The following is a 15,734-nucleotide window of genomic DNA, read 5'->3' as shown; positions in this document are numbered from 1 at the left end:
TGAAATCATCGGTCGTTTAGATTTCATACAAAGCCAAGCTTCTGCAAGATCGTTGAGTTCTGTTGAAGAGGGGATAAACGGTTATAAAAAAGCACTTAACCACTTCAAACAAGCACTTCCTGACGTCATTAGCCAAATTTTCGAAACCAAAAATGACACCCTAATTTCTATATCGGCAATGGCCCTTGGGAGTACCGTTAACATAGCGAGTCAATCTAGCTTTGCTACTAATTTAGGTAGGGTTAATGCGGTGGTGTACACGAAGTCAAACAACTTGAACCGCCCATCATTTGTCACTTTTGACGATAACTTTTCTGACTAGGACATTTAAATCATGGATGCAGTTTTTCCGATAGCGCAGCGAGAAGGTGACGCTTACTACACGCTCAGTGATTTTACGAAATTGTTTGATCAAGCTAAGAGCGGTCGTTATTTAATAGGACAAGGGTACGGTTGGCATAGTGGCATTCACTTAACATCAAAAATGTTACCGTGGGGGAAAGGGCTCAGACCTATTCAAGCGATGCTTGATGGAAAAATAGTGGCATTTCGCATAAATCCTGATTACCTAACATCAACGTACCAAGAGCAAGAGTTTAAGTATAGTAATAACTTTATGCTTATCGAGCATGAGGCTGTAAACCCCGAAGATAATGAAGATGTATTTAAGTTCTATACACTTTATATGCACCTTGCGCCACCTTCAGATATTGGCGCCAATTCATCTATAACCACGCGTTACCGTTTACAAGAAGCGAGAAATGTACGCACTTTCAAACATAGTGATGTGCCTACTAATTCTGGTGAAAAAAAACAGTCGATGTCTAAAGGAACATTACTTGAATACCTGTATGCAGAAGAGAAGGAGACCCATCCATACCAGATCGACAAAAATACCTACAAAATGATAAAGTGTCGTGTGGTAGAGAATGGTAAATCGGCAAGTGGTAGCGAAAAAGCACTGTTAAACAAGATTGTTTGGTTTGCTTCGGGTCTCAATAGTGACTTTGACATTTTAGAAGATTCCTCTGCTGTCCTATCAGAACCAGTTTCAGAACCTAAATGGATGTCGGACAAGGCGGCAATGATTAGGGACGGTAGTGTGGTTTCTTTACTCCCACTCCTATTTAGAGAGGGGATAAAGGTTTCAGCTGGGGAAGATATCGGTTACATGGGACTGCATGAGTACAGTAACGATGCAATTGGAACTAAGAAAGAAGATAATCGTGTGCATATCGAGATGTTCTCTTTTGAGGAGCCGCCCGAATTTTTCAAAAAACAGATTTCTCCCAAAAATGCGGAAGAAAATCCACTTGTTGTTCTCGATGGGGCCGATAGTAGCGGTGCCGTTGATATGAGTAATTCGTTTATTCAGCAATTACTAGAATCTGTGACAGAAGATCAAGTAACGGACTTCTCCTCGTTCACTGCTCGCGATGCCAAAGTATACTTAGACGGTAAGCGTAAACACTTTGAGCGATTTATTGTGAAACATCCTACAGATTGGCATACAGAGTCGTCACAAAGTCTTTATGAATCAATCCATCAGACCGCAAAGGAAGCTCTAGATATTAAGTGCTCCGCTGGTTTTGTAACTATAGAGGACTACCGTAACTCCCCATGGCGCGATCAAGTGATGGATAGCTTTGATCTTTTCTCGCAATTCGAACTGGAAAGAGCAGATAAGTTCTCATGGATACAAGATTTACAAGGTGATTTGCAACTAAGCGATGATAAGAGCCTTTGGCATTATTGGCCTTTTGTAGGAAATCACACCCAAAGTAAATGTTTCTGTAATCGTGATATTTCCAAGAGTTTTTTACTTGAAGTCTTAGGTGGAAAAGAAACTATTTTTGAGAACTCTCATTATGACAGTATGAGAAATGTTTCTTTAGATGAGTTATTAAATAGCTTGAATGACATGTTTAGGACGTATGAAATCGATGATTGTTTGAATAAAATCCACTTTCTGTCTCAAGCATTTCAAGAAAGTGATTTTTTCAAAACGACGGAAGAGTACTATTATAACGGGAAATATCCAGAGAAATGGAATAAGTACAGAGGTGGTGCATTCTATCATGGACGTGGTTTATTACAGATAACACATATAGAAAACTATGCTAAATACTTTGGTGTGAATACTAAAGATATTACAAAAGAAATGATAGAAAGCGTTGCTAAAGATTTACACACGGCAGTAGATTCTTCAGGGTGGTTTTGGGTAAAAGGTAGTGCTTGGGGAGATATTCGTCCATTCGCTACCAAGAATGATCTATTTCGTGTAACGATCTCAGTAAATGGTGGTTACAATCATTTGTTAGAGAGAAAAAATAACTTATTAAAACTTTCAAAGTTGATTAATTGTAATTCAATATCCGATAACTATGACTTTAGTAAGTTTTATCTTAAGGATAGTTCAATGATCAATAAAAATTACTATAAAAGAAGTAAGAGTGTACATCACAAGCTGGAGTTAATGATAAATGAATAAAATGATTACATTTAGTTTAATCTTTTTATCAACATATTCTTTTGCGGAAAGCAGTATTACGCAAGAGCAAAAATTCACAGAGGCTGAGGGGCCTTTTTGTCAATATTCTCTAAAAGCAAATGGAACTTCATATGATTTTAGCTTTTTTGACTCATGTGGCACAAGCGATTTAATTAAATTGAATGAAGAGCTTTATTTGGTTGACTTGACTAATGGTAATATAAATAGCGAAGCATACTTTATTTTTGACACAGAAAAAAAAGAAGTTCCAAAAGAGATTGGTAGTTTGAACCTTAGTTATGACATTTACGATTATGGTTTTGATATTATCGATCATACATTATTGGACAGAGATAATGGTAAAATAATAAAAAACGCTAATAATAATTATACTGGCGTGTTGTCTTACATTTTCCAGAGAGATAATTTTAATATGAACATACCTAAAGATAGGATTTTGTATTGGAATAGAAATGGAGAAGAGAATTATTGTTCTTCTACAATAGTTTTTTCTGCTAATTATGACGAACATAGGCGAGATGTTTGCTGGAATAGTTTTTCATCAAGATATGAATATGTTGAGATTATTGAAGGTAGAGTAAGTTTAAGGATAAAGGGAGAGTTTGATGGAAGGCAGTTTAAGTTTGATAATAATGGTGAAGAACTGACGATTAATCCATATAATGGAAAGTATAGTACTAACAAAACCAACGAAAAATTCCCTGATGAAGACTATTTTAATATAAAGTGAATATATTGTTTTTATTTTTAATGTAGTTGAAATGCTTAAATTCAATGAAATTTATAAATCAATTGTGATGGTCGGGTTTTCATTTATTGTGTCGTTTTCAAATTTTGTAAGTGCAAGCTGCAACCAAAATTCTGTCATATTTACGTGTGATTTAGAAAATAAAGGTGGCAGTTTGAAAGCTTGCTTTAATCAAGCTGAGAATTCGATGTACTTCGTTGTTGACGAAAATGGGTTGAAAACAGTTTATGCCCCACGAAAGGGGAAGAGTTTAGATAACTATAAATGGATAGATATTTCTCTTGAAGAACCTGAATTCATTCCTTTGAAATTTGAAGTAAATGAAAACAAGAATGCGTACTTTTCATTGACTAGAGGTGGTGGACGGTTGAGTGTCGTTGCTAGCTTCGTTGACATGATTGAAGATGAAAATGCTGTTGAGTACTACTGTGAATTGGGAACTGAAACAGCTCTGGATCCCAACGTTAGATTAAAAATAAAACACGTAAAGCCTAATGAGTTTGAAGCTTGGGGTTAAATAGCAATAGATTCCGGTGAGAGCCTAAATAAAATTCATTGTAATAAAAAGTTAGCTTTTCTAGAAAATCTACTCGAGACGTTTGGATAAGAAATGTTCAGATAAAAAGCGCCGAAAGGCGCTTTTTATTTTCTTTAAAATAAAGTATGGTCTCCCTCCTTTTAAAATGGTAAGTGTTGAATAATTCAACAGTGGTTAGGTAAATGAATAAAATAACTAAACTCGCTTTGGCTTTGTCCGTATTGACATCTGTTGTTGGGTGTCAACTGGTCTCAAATACGCCGATGCAATCGACAGCAACGAAGGAAATAATTGAAAAAGCAAAGACAGAGTTTGATGGACAACGTTTTTATAAGTTGAATGAATATGATGAAGAAATCAACGTTTCAGATGACGGGGTCATTACCTTCAAGTCTTACTTACCACGCAGCGGCGGCTATGAATGGGTACCAATTGTTATACGCGATACTAGTTTTCGTGTTTCTTGCGATTATTTCAGTGAATATGTTGAAGCTGGAATGGTTGTTCAGGTTCAGTTTGTAGGTAAACGCGGGCGCATTGAAAATTACGACAAGCAACGTTGTGAAGAGTTTGGCGAGCCAACATGGCAATAAGATCTATGGATAATTAAAGCGCCGACAGGCGCTTTTTATTTACGTTTTAGTTAACCGTTAGAAAAGATGTAGACCAATCTTCGGAAGATTAGGCAAGTAATGCGTAGTATCTGGTCACAAGTTGGTATGAACTTGCCTTTTAGAAAACGCTAATAAAATCGCTAAACAGCTACATGCTAATAGAACGACACCTAAGTTTTGTGCTGTTCCAGCCATCGCTAATCCCGTCCCGATCATGATGTAGTACATGAGCCCAAATAAAGCGCCTGCGCTACCTACCTGTTGTTTATAATCAACGAGTGCGTCACTGAGTATATTGGGTATCGCAATCCCATAAGACATGACGACTAACACCATTGGAGCAACAAACCAGATTGATTGGCTCAGAATCAACACACCGACTGATCCCAAACTAAGCAATACTGCTGAGAGCCAAAGTAGTTGGCTTTTTCGAACATTTTTAGACACTAGGGATTTGTTTAAACAACTCCCAAGCAGAGTGCCTAACCCCAGTACCATGCCACTGTATCCAAATTGTTCGGAGTTATACCCAAGTACCGAGAAAGTAAATGCGCCAAGCTGGTAATAAGAAAATAGAGCAATGTTATACAAAGCAACCAGTAATCCTGAGCGCCAAATTCGCGCGTCTCTTACCATTTTCCAGCTAAGTTGATGCAACCGTACTGGTGTCTGTTCCTTCTGTGTTTCAGGAAGCTTAATAACGTTGTAAGCGAGCAATACTAACGCGATTAAAAACAAGGCAAAAAACACATAACGGTATCCACCAAGCGCTGTAAGCTGCCCGCCTAATAGCATGCCAACTACCGGGCTGATTGATATACCCATCCCCATTAAGCTAAAGACTTTACTCAGTTCTTGACCGTCAAACGCGTCACGAAGCATGGTCTGTGTGACAACGGATCCTACCGCGATACCAAATGCGCTTAGGGCTCGCGCGGTCATGACAACAGCAAAGCTTTCGGTTTGAGTTGCGAGTAAAGATGCGCAGCCATAGATAAAGAGCCCAATAAGCATGGTGGGCCTTCTTCCCAGTTTATCTGCGAGAACTCCCCAAACTACAACGCCAATGGCAAAAGCTAGGAAGTAAATCGACAATGTTTGGGCTGCTTGTGCGTGGTTTACATCAAATGAAAGAGCGATTGAGCTCAGCGCTGGGCTATAAATAGTTTCTACAATTTGCGGAAACATCAACATAACCAGCATGAGCCATAAAGAGGGCTTAGTATTCATATTGTTACCCATCGTTAATGAAGTTGGCGGGCAGTATAAATGAGGCTATGATTGATCTAATAACAACATAAAAACCAAATACATCAACATTCGGACAAAATGGCGCTTATTAACGAAAAAACACAATTTGATGCAGACAAAATTTCTAATTGTGTAGTGGGAATTGCTGCGGATATTGGCAAGCACGACTCAGGTATGCATATGCACAAGAAAGGGCAGTTATTGTACGCACCTCAAGGTTGTATGAGTTTTGCTCTGGAAGACTCGATTTGTATTTTGCCACCGACAAAGGCGGTTTGGATCCCACCTAATACGCCGCATCGCGCACTAATGACGAATGTGGTGGCGTACCGATCTTTGTATTTTGATTGTGAGGAGTTTGCCTGTCCGAGTAAGATCACGATGATAGAAGTGAATAATTTACTCCAAGCTCTTATTGATAAAATGTCATTTTGGGAGTGGGATAAGCCTAGCAGCGAGATGGTAAATACGACGGCGCTTTTTTGGGAGGAGTTTTATGCTGCGAAACGTTATTCGTTTCAGTTGCCTTTGCCATCACATCGGCGCTTAACAACGTTTCGTCGAGAGTTGGTTGAACCTTCATTTCTAGCTCCTTCACTTACTACTCTTGCAAGCAAAGTTGGGGCAAGCACCAAGACGGTAACACGATTATTTAAGTCGGAAACGGGAATGAATTATCAAGATTGGCGGCAACAGTGGAGGCTTTTAAAGGCAGTTGAATTGTTATCAACGGGCATGCCAGTCAGCGCAGCTGCCGATTGGCTGGAGTTTTCGTCAGACAGTGCTTTTATTGCATTTTTCAAAAAGCAAACTGGACAAACACCTCTGACGTTTATGAAAACCAAACCTTAAGCGTCAAAATGCTCACACTCTTTCTAGAACAAACCCCAGGTTCACAGGCTCAGCCTATAAAGCATACATAGACAGGTACCAACGTGCAGGTTACTTGTCTTTACTCTGCAGTTTGCGAAAGTATTGCGTGGTAAAATCAACAAAGGCTCGGATGCGTTTTGGTTGATGTCGGTCGTGATGATAAAGGAGTGAAAATTCCACACTCGGAATGCTCCAATTGGTAAACACTTCTTTTAGCTTGCCTGTCTGGAGTTCTTGTTGACAATAAAGTGCTGGCACACGGATGATGCCATTTCCCGCCAGGGCTGCTTTTATCATTACTCTGCCACTCTTACATCGTAACTGTCCACGTATCTGGTGTTCCGTTGACTGCTTTGTATTTGTGTTCTCAAATGCCCACCGTGTCACACTACCTGTCAAACAAATGTGTTTTTCTAAGTCCTTTGGATGTGAAGGATAGCCATATGTTTCTAAATAGTTAGGGCTTGCGTATGTCCCCATTTTCACATCGATCAGTTTGCGAGCGATAAAGTTGGAGTCGTCTAACTTTCCCATTCGAAAAGCGATATCGAATTCATCCGCGATTAAATCGACACGATGGCTGCTAAAATCTAAGTTAATGCTCACTTGTGGGTGTTGGATTAGAAACTGAGCAACGATATCTGCGACAACGTCTTCTCCTAAATAACCCCCCACACAGTTGATACGAATGTCACCTCTTAAGTCTTCTACATCATCAACCACTGCCATAACAGCTTGATCAATATTGTGAAGGGCAGTTTCACACTGTTTATACAGAACCTTGCCTGCTTCGGTGAGGTTCAGTGTTCGAGTTGTCCTTTGGAGCAAAGTGACACCAATCTGTTGTTCCAGATTTGTTATTTGACGTGAAACGTGTGAGCGAGAAACGCCAAGTTGCTCTGCTGCTTTCGTGAAGTTTCCTAGTTGAGCGATTAGGACGAAGGAGCGAATATCCGCAAGGTTGATGTGTGTTTGCATGATGACTTCTTCATAATTCAAAAAAGTATTGTTGCAGTATAACAACAGTGTTTCAACTAGGTCGGTATATATCAACAAACAAAGTTTTCATAAACTTACCGCCACTGATGTAAACCGTTCGATTAAGGATTCAAAATGAAAAAGTTAATTGTTATTACAGGCGCTAGTTCAGGCATTGGTGAAGCGATTGCACGTCACTTCAGTGAACAGGGCCATGCTCTTCTTTTGTTAGCAAGACGTGTAGAACGTTTGGAAGCATTAAACTTACCAAATACGCTTTGTGAAAAGGTAGATGTGACCGACAAAGCTTCTTTTGAGGCTGCAATTGAGAAAGCTGAAGCGTTGTATGGTCCGGTAGATGCACTTGTAAATAACGCAGGCGTTATGCTTCTAGGTCAGATAGATACTCAGGAAGCATCGGAGTGGAAGCGCATGTTTGATGTGAACGTAATTGGCTTGCTCAATGGCATGCAGTCCGTCCTAGCACCGATGAAAGCACGTAACAGTGGTACGATCATTAACATCAGCTCTATTGCGGGCAAGAAAACATTCCCTGATCATGCTGCTTATTGCGGTACCAAATTTGCGGTTCATGCTATTTCTGAAAACGTACGTGAAGAAGTTGCGTCATCGAATGTTCGCGTTACGACGATTGCACCTGGTGCAGTGGAAACGGAATTACTTTCACATACAACGTCTCAAGATATTAAAGATGGTTATGACGCCTGGAAGGTGGATATGGGCGGTGTGTTGGCCGCAGATGACATCGCACGCGCAGTGCTGTTTGCTTATCAGCAACCGCAAGGTGTATGTGTTCGTGAAATTGCTTTGGCACCGACAAAACAACAACCTTAACATTGAGTTACGGCGATTTTAGGTCACTAAAGCCGTAAAACTTTGCATATCGATTCGTGATTGAGATGGCATCTTTAAACTAAGTTGCGTGAAAATTTAGGTCATCCATTTAAATCCGGACACTAAGTGTGTTATTGCTTATACCCAAGTTACTCAAGGTGAGAAAAAACTTTGAGTAATTTGGGTTTTTATTTGGTCTCAACTTTAGGTAGCGGAATTTATTTAGGTCGAAGGCGATAGTTGTGAAGAAAGGAGAGTGTGACGTAAAACAAAATGAAGCAATATCCGTCTCTTAATGAGAATTGATTTCATCAACGTCACAAGCCGTTACAATTATCCGTTAGGTATTATACTTTGTGGGTGGTTAATATTTAACCAAACAAGGAGGTGTGTATGAAACGATTCGCAAACATACTTTTTGCAACACAAGGATTGCCAGGCCATAGTGACGCCCTCGAGCAGGCGATGAGGATTGCATCTAGCAACAAAGTGCCTGTCTCAGGGCTAATAGCGTGTCCTGATTTCCCAACAGACATGATCCAGTATCAGCAAAGTTATGAGCAATCGCTGCAAGACTCCCTCAAACAAAGTATTCACGAATACAGACAGAAGCTGGGACTCTCTGAAGAGGATCTCGCATTTCCTCTTACTGTGAAAAGCAGTGAAAAGCCCGCTGTCTGTATTATTCAAGAAGCATTAGCTGATAACAAAGATCTCATCATCAAAGAAGCTGAACCGCTCGGTGAAGGTGCTGAGGGTTTTAAAGCTATTGATATGACTCTGTTACGAAAATGCCCTTGTCCGCTTTGGTTGCACCGACCAATTGATAAGCCAAGAGATAAACGCCGTGTTGCTGTGGCTATCGACCCATTAACGGCAAGCGATGAACAGCACTCATTAGCCGTGCGTTTACTCGAATTATCGCGTTCGATAGCCGACACCTGCGATAGTCGTTTACACGTGATTTCTTGCTGGGAGTATTACTTAGAAAACTACCTTAATGGTAACGCTTGGATTCAAGTCGATGATGCTGAGTTGAAACATGAACTCGATAAGGCAAAAGCCGATCATAAACAAGCTCTGCAACAGCTGTTGGAGGAGTCTGGGATTACAGGTGAAATTGTGATTCACCACCTTCATGGAAAACCCGACGAAAAGATTCCAGATTACGTAGAAAGTATTGAGGTAGACGTGTTGGTCATGGGTACCTTAGCGAGGACTGGTATATCTGGTTATGTCATTGGTAATACGGCTGAAAATATTTTGCAATCGATTAACTGTAGTTTGGTCGCTCTTAAGCCCGATGGTTTTGTCTCACCGATTCAGTAATTGGGGTGTAACAAAGTTGGGTTTAAGTGATGTTTTAGGTAAAGGAGGGAGATGGATCTCTAGAACATGGAATTATCAGTGTATCAATAAGTTATCAGAGGAGAGTGACATGAAAAACCTATGCCCGAAATGCCACACAGAAATGATAGAACGTTCGAATGTTTATGTTTGTCCGAGAAATGATATCGGTGACTGCACCTACGATGCATTCGAGTTAGCTGATGACGATAATCCATATACATTCAGCCAAGAATATGTAAGTAGTGACCTACGTTCTTATGCCGTAGCAGACAGCAAATAGCGGTTTGTATCGGCGTTCCTCTAAGTAGCACTCAGTGATTACTGTTTGCTACTTTTCCCTTAGTTTCATGATCGTTTTTGAAGCGCTTGGGCTAAAACAATACAGTGGAGTTTGTCATTTGCGCCGAATAGGGCGTACCTTCTTATAACAACGAATGGGCTGCGATGTTGAATAACATAACGGGTAAAGAAAACCTGCCGAAAAACCTAGATAATCAGTTGGTCTTACTGATTTTCCCTGCGCTGCCAGTTTTAATCTTCTCTTTTCTCTTCTACATCTATACTCCTGCAGGCGTGAGCTGGAATGCGGAATGGATACCAAGCCTCGATATCAACCTTAGCTTTAGATTAGATGGTCTTTCATTTCTTTTTGCGGGACTGATCAGTGGGATTGGCGCACTGATTCAAATCTACGCTTTGGCTTATTTACGAGAAAGTGATAGCCGGTTTTCCTTTCATTTGTATCTAACCCTATTCATGCTTGCCATGCTAGGGATTGTGATGAGCGATAACATTCTGTTGTTATTTGTTTTCTGGGAACTCACCACCATCACTTCTTACTTACTGATCGGGTTTAATCACGAAAATAAAACGTCTCGGAAAAACGCCTTGCAGTCGCTGATTGTTACCGGTGCTGGTGGACTAGCGTTGCTAGCTGGTCTTATCTTGCTGGGAGCAATGGCAGGGAGTTATGAGCTAAATACCATCATCGAGCAGGCAGACACTATTGCGCAGCATGAATGGTTTATCCCATCTCTAGTGCTCATACTACTCGGTGCATTTACTAAATCTGCGCAATTCCCGTTTCATTTTTGGCTACCTAACGCGATGGCAGCTCCCACTCCGGTCAGTGCGTATTTACACTCGGCAACAATGGTAAAGGCAGGCATTTACCTATTAGCACGTTTTTCGCCAGTTTATGCCCACAGCGAGATCTGGTTTTATGCTTTAGTCATCACTGGGAGTATCACGGCCATTTGGTGCACATTTGTCGCATTAAAACAAACTGACTTGAAGCTGATGCTAGCCTACAGCACGAATGTTGCTTTGGGTAAATTAACATTATTACTAGGTATGGGCACAGATTTGGCCGTTAGTGCAGTATTGATGTTTATTCTCGCTCACTCTTTCTATAAAGCTGCGCTGTTTATGGTGGTGGGTAATATCGACAAAGCGACAGGAACACGAGATATTGATCAATTGTACGGCCTGAAGTCAGTTCTCGTCATCAGCATGGTTGCGGGGAGTTTGGCTGCATTGTCTAAAGCGGGGTTCCCGCCGTTGTTAGGCTTTTTGAGCAAAGAATACATGTACAAGTCCGCAGTAGAGCTCAATAACTGGATCGCCTTTGTACTTTTAATCGTGAATATACTGATGGTCGCGCTAACCATTATGCTTATTGCGAGACCATTCTTTGCTCGCCGTGATCTCGTGCCGATTGAAACTAAGCCAGTTGAGACAAAAAAAGCCATGTGGATCTCGCCTTTGCTCTTGGCAGTTGGCAGCCTCCTAGTTCCGTTATTCGGTTTGAATTGGTTAGATCGCAATATTATTTTTCCGGGCTCTGCTGACATTCTGCCCACAGCAACTCTTAAAGAGACATCACTATGGCATGGCGTGAATGTACCGTTAGTGTTAAGCGTTATTACGCTAGCGTTGGGGTATGTGGTGTACCGTGTTTATCCTACTGTGTCTGCATTTTTTCAGCGGCTACATCTATTCGTCCCCAAAGCGGAGAATATTTTTGAACGACTATTAGATGGCATGATGACAGGGGCGAAGTGGCAAACGGCGCGGTTACAGCAAAAGAAATTGAGTCGCTATGTCCTATTATTTTTCACGGTACTTGCCGTTGCGTTACTGAGTCAGGTAGCGCTTATTCCTCTGCCTTTGGTTGGCGAACTTTCAAGTGTCACTTTCTATGAGATTGGTATTGCCTTATTGTTGATTGGTGCTGCGCTCGTATGTACGTTGTCCCACGCAAGACTTCTTGCGATTTCTGCGCTTGGTATGATTGGCTTCATGACCACGCTTGTTTTTATGATTTATAGCGCCCCGGACGTTGCGAAGACTTTACTGTTAGTGGAAACATTAATGGTGGTCTTTCTTGCATTGTTAATGCGTCATATGCCACGTCTAACCACCGTGCCCAAGCATTCAATAAAACGTAAAGTAGCGAATATTTGCATAGCAGGTGTGATAGGTGTTTCGGTTACTTTACTTTTGTTAGGAATCACGTCTCAGCCGATGGACTCTTCGGTGTCAGATTTCTTTGCAGAAAACAGTGTCCCAGGTGGACATGGGCGAAACATTGTTAACGTTATTCTGGTCGACTTTCGCGCATTTGATACATTGGGAGAAGTTGTTGTCGTTGTTATTGCAGGGATTGCTGCAGTGAGTTTGCTTAAGACAAGAGCGAAAAAGCAAAATCGTATCCAATCATTAATTTTTGCAACCACGGCACACATTGTTTCGGCACTCATGCTCGTATTTTCAGTGTATCTGTTGTTACGTGGTCATAACGAACCGGGTGGTGGCTTTATTGGTGCGTTGATTGCCGTTATTGGTTTATCACTTCTCATGTTCGCGGAATCACCGAAATACGTTCGTTCTAGGTTGTATTTCAAACCGTTTCTCATTGCGTTATCTGGCATCGCATTGAGCTTAGTTTCTGGTGCTTTGAGCTTTGCGTTTGATAAACCGTTTTTGACCGGACTGTGGTGGAAAGACGTGATACCACTAGGGACGCCATTGGTTTTTGATGTTGGTGTTTACCTTGCCGTTATAGGTGGCGTGATGGGTATGCTGCTTCGTATTAATGAGGAGCTAGAGTGATGGAAATAGTCTGGAGTGTTGTCGTTGGAGTATTTGTCGCAGCAGGTGTTTATTTAATGCTTGAAAAGCATATCTTGCGCCTTTTGTTCGGCATCATGTTACTCAGTAGTGCGGTTAACCTTGCTATTTTTACCGCTGGAAGGCTGACGCCCGGAGAGCCGCCATTGATTGGCGATAATGCTCTTTTACCACCAGATAGCGCGGCAAATCCTTTACCTCAAGCGCTTATCTTAACTGCGATAGTCATCGGTTTTGGACTACTTATTTTTGCTTTAATGCTGTTCTATCGAGCTTATAAAGACACTGGAACTGCAAACGTCGATGAAATGCAACGTTCTGAGGAGGGTCAATGAGTTCGATTTTGCTTACGTTACCGGTTGTTCTCTCGCTGAGTACGGCGTTGACTATCTTCTTCGTCCGTCGCTCAACAAAAAGTGTTGAGTGGTTGAGCGGTGTAAGTGCGATTTCGAACCTTTTCGTTGCGGGCTTTCTCACAGAAAACATCATAAGTAATGGTATTCAAGCCGTTGCTTTTGGTCAGTGGAGTGCGCCATTTGGTATCGTGTTTGTCGCAGATTACCTCAGCGTTGCTATGGTGATGATAACGGCGGTGATTGGTGCGATATGTGTTTTCTACGCGATGGCGGACCTTCACCGAAAGCCCTCCTATAGCAATTACCATGCGTTAATGCACGTGTTGCTTGCTGGCGTTTATGGTGCTTTCCTGACTGGAGATATTTTTAATCTGTATGTTTGGTTTGAGGTCATGCTCATTTCATCATTTGGTTTAATGGTGTTAGATGCAACGAAAACTCAAGTTGATGGTGCAGTAAAGTACGTGATGTTGAACCTGATTTCGACGCTGGTATTTTTGCTTGCTATCGGTTTATTGTATGGCGCAACGGGCACCTTGAACTTGGCCGATCTCTACACCAAAGTAGGGGAAAATGAATTGAGCATCAACATGATGCTGTCCGCGCTATTTTTGTTTGCCTTTTCTATTAAAGCGGCACTCTTTCCTTTATTTGCTTGGTTGCCAGCTTCTTATCACACGTTACCAAGCGGTGTGGTGGCACTGTTTGCCGCGTTGCTTACTAAAGTCGGTGTATACGCGTTGATAAGAGTCTTTACCTTGGTATTTCCGCTCGCCGAGAGTGGCTGGCAACCGACGTTAATTTGGGTCGCAGGGCTAACCATGTTAACGGGCGTTTTAGGAGCGGCTAGCCAATTCGACATTAAGAAAATTCTTTCTTTTCATATTATTAGCCAAATAGGCTATATGATCATGGGGTTGGCTATTTACACTCCCTTAGCTTTAGCCGGTGCCATTTTCTACATTGTTCATCACATCATTGTAAAAGCGAATTTGTTCTTAATAGGTGGATTCATCGAGCGCAAATATGGCTCTAGTCAACTTGAACATTTGGGTGGGGTATATAAAGCTATGCCTTGGTTGGCGTTCTTGTTTCTTGTGCCTGCGTTTTCTCTGGCCGGTTTTCCACCGCTATCGGGTTTCTGGGGAAAGCTATTGGTCATCAAGTCGAGCATACAGGCTGAATATTACTGGTTAGCAGGTACCGCGTTATTGGTGGGGTTGCTTACTGTCTACTCGATGACGAAAATTTGGAGTGAGGCATTTTGGAAAAAGCCATTTAGAGAGAAGCCAGAACAGACTCTGCAGGCCAAAGCACATTGGTTGTACTGCGTTCCAATTATTGTATTGACGACGTTGACGCTAATCATTGGCTTAGTGGCGGAGCCTTTTTATCAATTTTCCGTTCAAGCTGCAGAACAACTGTTAAATCCGACTGAATACATCAGAGTGGTGTTAGGAGGAAATACATGATCTATCTATTCCTCAATTTTTTCTTAGCGTTAGCGTGGATGATGCTTAATGGCAGCTATTCGAGTCTGAATTTTGTTGTCGGATTTACGGTCGGTTTTTTTGCTTTAAGGTTGAGTCAACCATTTGGATTGAAAACGAGCTATTTTCAACGTTTTGCATCTGCATTGAAGTTATTGATGTACTTCGCTTATGAAATGGTTATATCGGTTGCGAAAGTGGTGTGGGACGTTGTGACACCTACTCATTTGAGTCAGCCTGATATCGTTTATGTCCCTCTGGAGGTCGATTCTGATCTAGAAATCACATTACTGGCGAACATGGTTTCTTTAACACCGGGCACGCTTAGTTTGGATGTTACGGCTGATAAAAAGTATCTTATCGTTCATGCCATGTTTGCACCTGAACATGAAGAGGTTATTCGCGGAATTAAAGATGGGTTAGAGCATCGAATTTTGGAGGTGACGCGTGGATAGTTGGCTGCAAATAACGGTCACTTTTGCCTATTCTGGGCTACTACTCAGCTTTGTTATGGCTTTTGCTCGTTTAATTCTAGGACCAACGCTAGCTGATCGAGTTGTGGCGTTAGATCTGATTTCATTTATCACTATCGGATTTATTACGGTTTACACCTTAGACAGCGGTGAGGACGCTCTGTTAGATATCGCCATTACATTAGGTTTGGTTGCATTTCTCGGCACGATCGCATTTGCACGTTTGATCGTTAAAAGAAAGGAGAAAGAATAATGGACGTGTTGATTGGACTATTTTTATGCTTAGGAACATTGTTGACCTTGATTGCAAGTCTAGGTGTTCTGAGGCTTCCGGATTTGTATACCCGAATGCATGCAGCGACCAAAGCTGGGACCGTCGGAGTGAGCTGCTTGTTATTAGCGGTCGCTTTCTCACTCCCTGAAGTTACCGTGATCTCTCGGGTTATCGGTACGATGTTGTTTATCGTTCTCACTGCGCCAGTCGCCTCCCACCTGCTCGGCAGAGCAATGCGAGAGGTCGGATATAAGATTTGGCGCAATGATTAACCATTAGCGTCGAATAGT

16 protein-coding genes are annotated in these 15,734 nt (G+C 41.5%); 14 read left to right on the top strand and 2 right to left on the bottom strand.

The genetic code is table 11. The features are described from left to right. Nucleotides 1-334: 334 nt before the first annotated feature. The 4 genes from R7P67_RS05800 to R7P67_RS05785 all read left to right on the top strand — a co-directional run bounded on the left by R7P67_RS05800 (nucleotide 335) and on the right by R7P67_RS05785 (nucleotide 4,391). Complete coding sequence (locus tag R7P67_RS05800) at nucleotides 335-2,491, top strand: hypothetical protein (RefSeq protein WP_318085901.1); 2,157 nt, start codon at nucleotides 335-337, stop codon at nucleotides 2,489-2,491. Next, the gene (locus tag R7P67_RS05795; RefSeq protein ID WP_005373345.1) at nucleotides 2,484-3,242 is read left to right on the top strand and encodes a hypothetical protein; all 759 of its coding nucleotides are present in this window, start codon (nucleotides 2,484-2,486) and stop codon (nucleotides 3,240-3,242) included. Before R7P67_RS05800 ends, R7P67_RS05795 begins: the two co-directional genes overlap by 8 nt. A gap of 31 nt (nucleotides 3,243-3,273) precedes the next feature. Continuing rightward, complete coding sequence (locus R7P67_RS05790; RefSeq protein WP_005373343.1) at nucleotides 3,274-3,777, top strand: hypothetical protein; 504 nt, start codon at nucleotides 3,274-3,276, stop codon at nucleotides 3,775-3,777. Nucleotides 3,778-3,980: 203 nt separating this feature from the next. Further along, nucleotides 3,981-4,391 (top strand): hypothetical protein, encoded by a 411-nt coding sequence (locus tag R7P67_RS05785; protein ID WP_005373341.1) that lies wholly within the window; start codon nucleotides 3,981-3,983, stop codon nucleotides 4,389-4,391. Between the two features lie 114 nt (nucleotides 4,392-4,505). Here R7P67_RS05785 and R7P67_RS05780 read toward each other — a convergent pair whose 3' ends face one another. Next, a complete protein-coding gene (locus R7P67_RS05780) occupies nucleotides 4,506-5,642 on the bottom strand; it encodes a multidrug effflux MFS transporter (protein ID WP_005373339.1) in 1,137 nt (378 codons plus the stop codon). A 99-nt stretch (nucleotides 5,643-5,741) separates the two neighbouring features. Here R7P67_RS05780 and R7P67_RS05775 point away from each other — a divergent pair, with 99 nt between their 5' ends. Continuing rightward, on the top strand, nucleotides 5,742-6,515 hold the full coding sequence (locus R7P67_RS05775) for an AraC family transcriptional regulator (protein WP_137282732.1): 774 nt from the start codon (nucleotides 5,742-5,744) through the stop codon (nucleotides 6,513-6,515). Between the two features lie 90 nt (nucleotides 6,516-6,605). Here R7P67_RS05775 and R7P67_RS05770 read toward each other — a convergent pair whose 3' ends face one another. Continuing rightward, a complete protein-coding gene (locus tag R7P67_RS05770) occupies nucleotides 6,606-7,514 on the bottom strand; it encodes a LysR family transcriptional regulator (protein ID WP_225472995.1) in 909 nt (302 codons plus the stop codon). Nucleotides 7,515-7,649: 135 nt separating this feature from the next. Here R7P67_RS05770 and R7P67_RS05765 point away from each other — a divergent pair, with 135 nt between their 5' ends. From R7P67_RS05765 to mnhG, 9 genes are all read left to right on the top strand, one after another. Continuing rightward, nucleotides 7,650-8,369, top strand: a complete 720-nt coding sequence (locus R7P67_RS05765; protein ID WP_005373333.1) for an SDR family oxidoreductase — start codon at nucleotides 7,650-7,652, stop codon at nucleotides 8,367-8,369. Nucleotides 8,370-8,762: 393 nt separating this feature from the next. Next, the gene (locus R7P67_RS05760; RefSeq protein ID WP_005373330.1) at nucleotides 8,763-9,698 is read left to right on the top strand and encodes a universal stress protein; all 936 of its coding nucleotides are present in this window, start codon (nucleotides 8,763-8,765) and stop codon (nucleotides 9,696-9,698) included. 109 nt (nucleotides 9,699-9,807) lie between these two features. Beyond that, nucleotides 9,808-9,999: a hypothetical protein gene (locus tag R7P67_RS05755; protein WP_082245536.1), complete on the top strand. Its 192-nt coding sequence runs from the start codon at nucleotides 9,808-9,810 to the stop codon at nucleotides 9,997-9,999. 164 nt (nucleotides 10,000-10,163) lie between these two features. Continuing rightward, nucleotides 10,164-12,833, top strand: a complete 2,670-nt coding sequence (gene mbhE, locus R7P67_RS05750; RefSeq protein WP_318085900.1) for a hydrogen gas-evolving membrane-bound hydrogenase subunit E — start codon at nucleotides 10,164-10,166, stop codon at nucleotides 12,831-12,833. Next, the gene (locus tag R7P67_RS05745; RefSeq protein WP_017633704.1) at nucleotides 12,833-13,186 is read left to right on the top strand and encodes a Na+/H+ antiporter subunit C; all 354 of its coding nucleotides are present in this window, start codon (nucleotides 12,833-12,835) and stop codon (nucleotides 13,184-13,186) included. Before mbhE ends, R7P67_RS05745 begins: the two co-directional genes overlap by 1 nt. Then, entirely contained in the window at nucleotides 13,183-14,679 is a 1,497-nt protein-coding gene (locus tag R7P67_RS05740) for a Na+/H+ antiporter subunit D (protein ID WP_213965446.1), read from the top strand. Before R7P67_RS05745 ends, R7P67_RS05740 begins: the two co-directional genes overlap by 4 nt. Continuing rightward, on the top strand, nucleotides 14,676-15,152 hold the full coding sequence (locus R7P67_RS05735; protein ID WP_104976188.1) for a Na+/H+ antiporter subunit E: 477 nt from the start codon (nucleotides 14,676-14,678) through the stop codon (nucleotides 15,150-15,152). The genes R7P67_RS05740 and R7P67_RS05735 overlap by 4 nt, the downstream gene beginning before the upstream one ends. Then, nucleotides 15,145-15,423, top strand: coding sequence for a cation:proton antiporter (locus R7P67_RS05730; protein WP_005373317.1), 279 nt, complete (start codon nucleotides 15,145-15,147; stop codon nucleotides 15,421-15,423). The genes R7P67_RS05735 and R7P67_RS05730 overlap by 8 nt, the downstream gene beginning before the upstream one ends. Then, nucleotides 15,423-15,716: a monovalent cation/H(+) antiporter subunit G gene (gene mnhG, locus R7P67_RS05725; protein WP_213916874.1), complete on the top strand. Its 294-nt coding sequence runs from the start codon at nucleotides 15,423-15,425 to the stop codon at nucleotides 15,714-15,716. The genes R7P67_RS05730 and mnhG overlap by 1 nt, the downstream gene beginning before the upstream one ends. Nucleotides 15,717-15,734: the final 18 nt, after the last annotated feature.

The organism is Vibrio sp. Vb0937 (genome assembly GCF_033338855.1).
The sequence above is the reverse complement of the archived record's forward strand: the minus strand, read 5'-3'. Positions and strand labels throughout refer to the sequence as shown.

Bases quoted from the DNA above. Each gene is read 5' to 3' on its own strand.
- mnhG (WP_213916874.1), top strand. From the start codon at position 15,423: ATGGACGTGTTGATTGGACTATTTTTATGCTTAGGAACATTGTTGACC.
- R7P67_RS05770 (WP_225472995.1), bottom strand. From the start codon at position 7,514: ATGCAAACACACATCAACCTTGCGGATATTCGCTCCTTCGTCCTAATC.
- R7P67_RS05800 (WP_318085901.1), top strand. From the start codon at position 335: ATGGATGCAGTTTTTCCGATAGCGCAGCGAGAAGGTGACGCTTACTAC.
- R7P67_RS05765 (WP_005373333.1), top strand. From the start codon at position 7,650: ATGAAAAAGTTAATTGTTATTACAGGCGCTAGTTCAGGCATTGGTGAA.
- R7P67_RS05785 (WP_005373341.1), top strand. From the start codon at position 3,981: ATGAATAAAATAACTAAACTCGCTTTGGCTTTGTCCGTATTGACATCT.
- R7P67_RS05740 (WP_213965446.1), top strand. From the start codon at position 13,183: ATGAGTTCGATTTTGCTTACGTTACCGGTTGTTCTCTCGCTGAGTACG.
- mbhE (WP_318085900.1), top strand. From the start codon at position 10,164: ATGTTGAATAACATAACGGGTAAAGAAAACCTGCCGAAAAACCTAGAT.
- R7P67_RS05735 (WP_104976188.1), top strand. From the start codon at position 14,676: ATGATCTATCTATTCCTCAATTTTTTCTTAGCGTTAGCGTGGATGATG.
- R7P67_RS05775 (WP_137282732.1), top strand. From the start codon at position 5,742: ATGGCGCTTATTAACGAAAAAACACAATTTGATGCAGACAAAATTTCT.
- R7P67_RS05745 (WP_017633704.1), top strand. From the start codon at position 12,833: ATGGAAATAGTCTGGAGTGTTGTCGTTGGAGTATTTGTCGCAGCAGGT.
- R7P67_RS05760 (WP_005373330.1), top strand. From the start codon at position 8,763: ATGAAACGATTCGCAAACATACTTTTTGCAACACAAGGATTGCCAGGC.
- R7P67_RS05755 (WP_082245536.1), top strand. From the start codon at position 9,808: ATGAAAAACCTATGCCCGAAATGCCACACAGAAATGATAGAACGTTCG.
- R7P67_RS05790 (WP_005373343.1), top strand. From the start codon at position 3,274: ATGCTTAAATTCAATGAAATTTATAAATCAATTGTGATGGTCGGGTTT.
- R7P67_RS05795 (WP_005373345.1), top strand. From the start codon at position 2,484: ATGAATAAAATGATTACATTTAGTTTAATCTTTTTATCAACATATTCT.
- R7P67_RS05780 (WP_005373339.1), bottom strand. From the start codon at position 5,642: ATGAATACTAAGCCCTCTTTATGGCTCATGCTGGTTATGTTGATGTTT.